Genomic DNA, 6,056 nt, shown 5'->3' with positions numbered 1-6,056 from the left:
TTGCGCTTGACCTTGGCGAATTTAATTCGCCAAGGTCAAGCGCACCTGTTGCTTTTTGGGCGAGTTGTCGCCCCCCCAGACTTGATCTAATTTAATTCTTGCGGTCTCGATTTTGGCTTGTTGTGAGTTGTGGGATTCCATGAAATCACATTATCTCTGCTTTTCTGTCTTTCCCCCTCTCCCAGTCTCCCATGCCACAATCGCCTCAGTTAAACCTTCTAAAGTATATTCAACTGCTTCTACATCTACCCTACCTAACAACTGGCGACAGCTTTCGGATGTTTGGGGACCAATCGAAGCGATACAGACATTGTCTAAAAGGGAATGGAGAGTTTTTAAGGGTGCAGATTGTTCGCCGTCGGCATTAGAGTAGGGTAGGTTAGTTTCCGTTGAAGAGTTAAAAGCTTGTTTGAGAAGTTTGTAAAAATTCTTGACAGTTTTAGAACTAGCAAAGGTAACAATATCTATTGCTCTCTGTTGCCAAGCATCTAAAATAGCAGGAGCCATGTGATCTGGACAACCAGATTCATAGGCAGCAACTTCTACCACTTGAGCACCTTTTTCCGTTAGTTCTTTTACTAATACTTCTCGCCCACCGGTTTCCACTCGGGGGAAAAGCACTTGTTTGTTAGTTAAAGACTCTGGAAAATGTTCCACCAAAGAATCAGCCACAAAGTTTGGTGGGATAAAGTCCGGTTGTAAATTGTGTTGTTTCAGACTGGCCGCAGTTTTCTTACCCACCACAGCTATCTTAATCCCGACTAAGGCACGGGCATCTTTGCCATTATCGAGTAATCGTTTAAAAAAGTAATCGACCCCATTGCTAGAGGTGAGAATCAACCAATCGAAGTTAGCGAGATTAGCGATCGCATAATCTAATCCAGCCCAACTGGAAGGAGGCGTAATCACCAAGGTGGGCATTTCGATAATAGTCGCTCCTTGTTGTGCCAGGAGCTGGTTAAATTTTTGGGATTGACTAGCGGAACGGGTAACTAAGACAGTTTTTCCAGTAAGCGCCTTAGTAGTTTCGGTTGCCCCTTGAACCTTGTCTTGATAACCTTCACTCTGCGACTGGTCTTGATCAGCTAATCCCATAGATGCCCTTAACCCCACTACTTCACCAACTACAATTACCACAGGAGAGAGGGAGATACCAAGGGTTTGGTTTACAATAGTGCTTAAAGTACCCAGCCAAACCTGTTGCTGGGGGCGTCCACCATTCCGAATCAGAGCAATGGGAGTCTGATGCGATCGCCCATAGCGTTGCAGCTGTTGGACAATTTCCCCTAGATGACGCCCTCCCATTAAAATCGCCAAGGTGTCAATTCTTGCTAGTGCTTCCCAATCTAGTTGCTCTGGCTGATGAGCAGTAACAACCGCAAAGCATTTGCTCAAAACGGAGTCTGTTAAAGGAATTCCCGCTAGTAAGGGAGCTGCTAGGGCTGAGGAAATGCCTGGTATCACCTCAAACTGACACTCAGCAGCAATCAATGCCTGAATTTCTGAGCTAGAGCGCCCGAAAATAAAGGGGTCACCACTTTTTAGCCTTACCACTTGCTTGCCTTGTCGGCATTGGTCTACCAGCAGTTGGTTAATCCTAGCTTGGGGTGTAGAAGGGCGTCCACCCCGTTTCCCTACATGGAACAGTTGACAATCACAGGGCTCCAGTTGCAATAAAAGGGAATCTACGAGAGCATCATAGACCAACACTTGAGCTTGAGTCAGCAGTTGTTGCCCCCTTACGGTTAAGTAGTTAACATCTCCTGGACCAGCACCTACGATGTAAATTTTTCCCTTTTTGTGATTAGTCATTCCTCTTGCTCAATCGGCACACTTATATCGAAAACTATTAGAAACTTAGCATCAGGCACCAGCTGTTTCAGGGTCTGCAAATAACCTTTGGCATCATAACAGTTGCGGAACCGAGCGAAAACGACTGGTGGCATCGGTGGTAATAGCCTAATCATGACCCATGGGTATAGGCTTGGACTATCGGACATAATATGAAGTTATCTCCTTTACTTTAAGGGGTACCCAGAGCCAGCCTTCGCCCTTGCAAGTACGTCAGGCTGGCTCTTCCCGTGGATTTGAATGTCCACGGTTTCATTGTAACATAAAAATCTGCATATTATAGCATATTTTAAAAACTTTTGTAACAAATTATTGAAAGAGTCGGCAGAGGTACAGTTTGATCGAATTGGGAAGTTTGTTCGGGTAGCGTGGCCTACGGCCAGGGGAAAAGAATACCCCATCCTCCAAAATCAGAAGCGTTTAGATGGAGGGGAACAGGAATGGAACCAAGTTGACTTATAAATTTGTCTGTTATAGTACTTAGTTCCCATGATAGGAATGCAGACATTGCTAATACCGAAAATATTCAAGCTCCGATAATACCCAGTTTCTCTGATGAATTTATTTGTCCCGGTAAACCCAGTTACCAGTCTTAAAAACAATGTTATAAACAACGCAAAGTAGCGGATTATCTATTGAGGATTTCGGCTCTAATGGCAATATATTGGTGCATCTCATATTTGTAAAAAAGAAGGGGAGTGTGGGGCCTGGGCGCGGGGAGTGTGGGAAGTGTGGGAATTTTCGCGGGAATTTTTGCCTAATTCCAAAAGCGATGCAGCGCGGTCTTACAGATAAATAGTTGACTTGTGATTGTGATCCGTGTTAAATTCAGCCGGTTGATCATTCAGGAGGGCAATCACTTTGTTGATAAGCAATCAATAGCTCCAGAGAAAACCGAAGGAAGACCCAACCCAAAAAACCGATCCGGGATGCAAACCCCATCCAACATGGGGGCGTCTACCTCCCAGTAGCAATTGATAGTGATGGGATATCCGTGCCACCCACGCTCTTGCACGTTCGCATTCTTAGAACCGATAGCACAGAGGAAAACCGTGGAGCCCGCATTGGTAAATGAGAATGCCGTCAGTCAGATATTGTTTGATAACCAAAAAGAGAGCAAAAAGAAATGACGAATAGAATCGGCCAAGCAAAACAAATAGTAGCAGCGTTTATCCTGGGTATGTTACTGCTATTCACCGAAGGGTGTGCGGTAGAGGGCGACTTCTCCGGATCCCTAATTCCGGGCGACTCCTCCCGACCCCTAATTCCGGTGAGTTCGTTACACCTGGAGAACGGTAAATACGAATATGTCGATAGAGGTTTTAATCCCCCAGTAAGTAGCATAGATTTCTTTTCAAATTCCAGCATAACCATAACGAGCGAAGATGGATGTGCCGATCAACTTTACACAATCAATGCCACCCTGGGAGGAATGCCACTCATCCCCCAAGGGCTAACAACAATACAATGTGGAATACCAAAGGTATTAGGACAAGATCTAAGCATCCCCCTCAATACAGGCAAAGTAGCCCTCAGTATAGGTAAACCAGGCCTAAGAATTACAGTACAGAGCAATAAAGGCAAAGATGAGGATATAAAAATCATCGAACAAAGTCACTATATCCTACACTGACCTTGACGGGAGCATCCCATTTTGGAAAAAAGGGGAAACTTATTGGCGATTATAACTCGCCAATAATAACCTAACTTAGATATTTTCTTGCTCCGAGTCGAAAGAAATATCTAGGGCATGTCGTCAGTTAAGCCAGATGACGGAAGCGGCGAGATGAATGGCTCCGATGAAAATTGCGAGCTGTTTTATCATAGGGAGTTGCATTTTTCGACGCCATGTGGTAATTAATTCTCAGAACTGAACTTCTGATCACTGGTAATTACCCCCGTGTAAAGGCGGGTCCAAAGGAGCATCGCTTCTAGTTTCCCCCGATCACTGGGAAAACCCACTGGAGAAAGGTTTTAGGGGGTGAGGTTTTATTCGTATGAAATCAAAAACGCCTAATATCTGGACGGTAGAAGGGGTAATGCGATCGCGCTTCTTTGAAGGAGTATTATTTACATCCGGCAAACCAAGTTTTTCGACTGTTCTTTTTCCTTAGTTAACGGCTGATAGGTCTTGTGAGCATACGGGTCATATCCCTCAAAACCTGAATAAGTCATCTCACACAATAACCGAGACTTGAGCGGAGAAGGAGGTAAATTTACCGTAAGCATTCAGCAGTCAGCCGTCAGCCGTCAGCCGTCAGCCATTCGCTACGCGAACAGTAGTGTGGCCATAAGCCATAAGCCATAAGCCTTTAGCTGATAGCTGATAGCTGATAGCTGATAGCTGATAGCTGATAGCTGATAGCTGATAGCTGATAGCTGATAGCTGATAGCTGATAGCTGATAGCTGATAGCTGAATGCTTACAATTTACCTTTGCTACTTTCACTTCTACTAAACCTGGATCATGCCTTAAAATATCAAGTATATCCTGTGACAAGTAGCGGGGACAATACCCTAGGTGATAATGATCTTCTGTGGTTAACACTAAAGCCTTATTGTCATAAGAATTATGAAACTCGTGACATAACCACAAAGGATCACCAACTTGTAGCTGTTTTATGCGGTCCATAGAAGACTCTGGTAAGTGACGCAAACCATGTACTAGAAAACAAAGGTGGTATTTCCCGTCACTGTCGCGGTTTGGATAAGGAAAAACTTGAAAATTATCTGTTTGTCGATTTCCTTCGCTCCTTCCTAAAAATTCCATCAAATCAAAACTCTGGGCTGATAAGTTGAGCCGGTCTAGATGCCTTCGGTAATCTGGACGCGAGGGTGACATAACTCGGTTGGCAAAAAACGCAAACAACTCCGTCGAACGATAGGTCTTATCCCACTCTGGGAAAGACATTAGAGGCTCAAACCCAAATTTTTTTTGCGCTTCCTTTGCACCTTCTATATAAACAAAGGTGTAAATTTTTCCATCAAATGTTAATCGACCCACTGGGTTCCACGATCGACTTTCATGATCTTGCCAAGCTAAAAATAAAGTTTTTAGGGAAGTGATACTCATAAATTTAATAGACAGAGCAGTCTTTTTTTGTTAGTAAGCAAAATTTTCTTAGCAAAGTCAGATGCTTCTTTTGAGATCCGAAAATCTGGAAATGCCTGTAAAGTTGAATTTATCTGTTGCTCTGAAATTTGCTCAAGACGGTTGATCCACTCCTGACTAGCTTTAGGATAGTGAGTATTAAGGTATTCAAAAAGTTCAAATGTTTTCAGAGGCTTTAGTGGGAGCTAGATAAATACCTGTTTGAGATGTCTTAGGAAGTACAAACCCCCAATTTTAATGATGACGATCACCATTACCAATCCACGCATCTAGCAACAAGTAGCCAACAAACAAATCTCTTGCATCTGTGAAACCATCAGGTACTATCCAATTAGGGGGGAAGTTAACAGATTTTTTTCTAATAGCCTCCATAACCACTTCAATTGTATGTTGATAGGCCTTTTGCGTAACCGAAGCGGGATAATCGGGATTAATGCCACTAAGTACTTCATTAACGCGCGTGACAAAGACCCGGTGGGGCTTGCGCCATTAGCAAATACTCTTAATGGCCAAAGCTAAAACGACCGCCAGAAGTAGCCGAGGTGACTGGCTATTCCTGGCGGTGGATTCGGGTCATCGCTAACCGCTACAACAATTTTGGAGTTGCTGGAGTGGGAGACCAACGCCATCACAACTCAGGTGCATTACCAATGCTTGATCAGGTGCAACAAGCTCAACTTTGACAATTCTGTACCCTTTTTTGTTGGTCACGTTGGTCACAAATGTACTGCAATGAACGAACACCAAAGTCACCAGTTATCACCTTAACTCCACCTGCTGGCGCCCACTTATCAATAAAGTTGCTAATTCCGGCATTGGTAACATTAAAGCTGCCATCACCATTGGAAAAAGCCACAGGTATACTACCCCAACCTGGAGCTTGTCGTACCAGGGCTATATCAGTGCGACCATCGCAGTTAAAGTTGCCAGTTATCACCTTAACTCCACCTGTGGGTGCCCACTTATCAATAAAGTTGCTAATTCCGGCATTGGTAACATTAAAGCTGCCATCACCATTGGAAAAAGCCACAGGTATACTACCCCAACCTGGAGCTTGTCGTACCAGGGCGATATCAGTGCGACCATTGCCGTTA

The 6,056-nt window shown here is 44.1% G+C and carries 6 protein-coding genes and 1 pseudogene; 3 read left to right on the top strand and 4 right to left on the bottom strand.

From position 1 onward, the window contains the following. Positions 1-150 precede the first annotated feature (150 nt). Both cobA and F6K64_RS24950 read right to left on the bottom strand, forming a co-directional pair. Positions 151-1,812, bottom strand: a complete 1,662-nt coding sequence (gene cobA / locus F6K64_RS24955; protein WP_287266651.1) for a uroporphyrinogen-III C-methyltransferase — start codon at positions 1,810-1,812, stop codon at positions 151-153. Further along, entirely contained in the window at positions 1,809-2,000 is a 192-nt protein-coding gene (locus F6K64_RS24950) for a hypothetical protein (protein WP_044494960.1), read from the bottom strand. The genes cobA and F6K64_RS24950 overlap by 4 nt, the downstream gene beginning before the upstream one ends. Positions 2,001-2,163: 163 nt before the next feature. Between F6K64_RS24950 and F6K64_RS24945 the strand changes: the two genes are divergently transcribed. After that, positions 2,164-2,313 carry a hypothetical protein gene (locus F6K64_RS24945; RefSeq protein WP_287263117.1) on the top strand — a complete coding sequence of 50 codons (150 nt, stop codon included), beginning with the start codon at positions 2,164-2,166 and terminating at the stop codon, positions 2,311-2,313. Positions 2,314-2,977: 664 nt separating this feature from the next. Beyond that, a complete protein-coding gene (locus tag F6K64_RS24940; protein ID WP_008188763.1) occupies positions 2,978-3,484 on the top strand; it encodes a hypothetical protein in 507 nt (168 codons plus the stop codon). Positions 3,485-4,119: 635 nt separating this feature from the next. On the opposite strand, the gene F6K64_RS24935 is transcribed toward F6K64_RS24940, so the two are convergent. Further along, on the bottom strand, positions 4,120-4,923 hold the full coding sequence (locus F6K64_RS24935; RefSeq protein ID WP_287266649.1) for an HIRAN domain-containing protein: 804 nt from the start codon (positions 4,921-4,923) through the stop codon (positions 4,120-4,122). Between the two features lie 581 nt (positions 4,924-5,504). Between F6K64_RS24935 and F6K64_RS24930 the strand changes: the two genes are divergently transcribed. Further along, on the top strand, positions 5,505-5,645 hold the full coding sequence (locus tag F6K64_RS24930) for a hypothetical protein (RefSeq protein ID WP_008188768.1): 141 nt from the start codon (positions 5,505-5,507) through the stop codon (positions 5,643-5,645). Here the strand turns inward: F6K64_RS24930 and F6K64_RS24925 are convergent. Further along, positions 5,636-6,056: pseudogene (locus F6K64_RS24925) on the bottom strand (hypothetical protein); the annotation flags it as partial. The gene F6K64_RS24930 and the pseudogene F6K64_RS24925 sit on opposite strands and share 10 nt — an antisense overlap.

The organism is Moorena sp. SIO3A2 (assembly GCF_010672265.1).
Classification (GTDB): Bacteria; Cyanobacteriota; Cyanobacteriia; order Cyanobacteriales; family Coleofasciculaceae; genus Moorena; species Moorena producens.
Note: the sequence above shows the minus strand (reverse complement) of the source record. Positions and strands in the feature narration are given on the sequence as shown.

Coding starts and splice junctions, on each gene's coding strand:
- F6K64_RS24950 (WP_044494960.1), bottom strand. CDS start 2,000: ATGTCCGATAGTCCAAGCCTATACCCATGGGTCATGATTAGGCTATTA.
- F6K64_RS24935 (WP_287266649.1), bottom strand. CDS start 4,923: ATGAGTATCACTTCCCTAAAAACTTTATTTTTAGCTTGGCAAGATCAT.
- F6K64_RS24940 (WP_008188763.1), top strand. CDS start 2,978: ATGACGAATAGAATCGGCCAAGCAAAACAAATAGTAGCAGCGTTTATC.
- cobA (WP_287266651.1), bottom strand. CDS start 1,812: ATGACTAATCACAAAAAGGGAAAAATTTACATCGTAGGTGCTGGTCCA.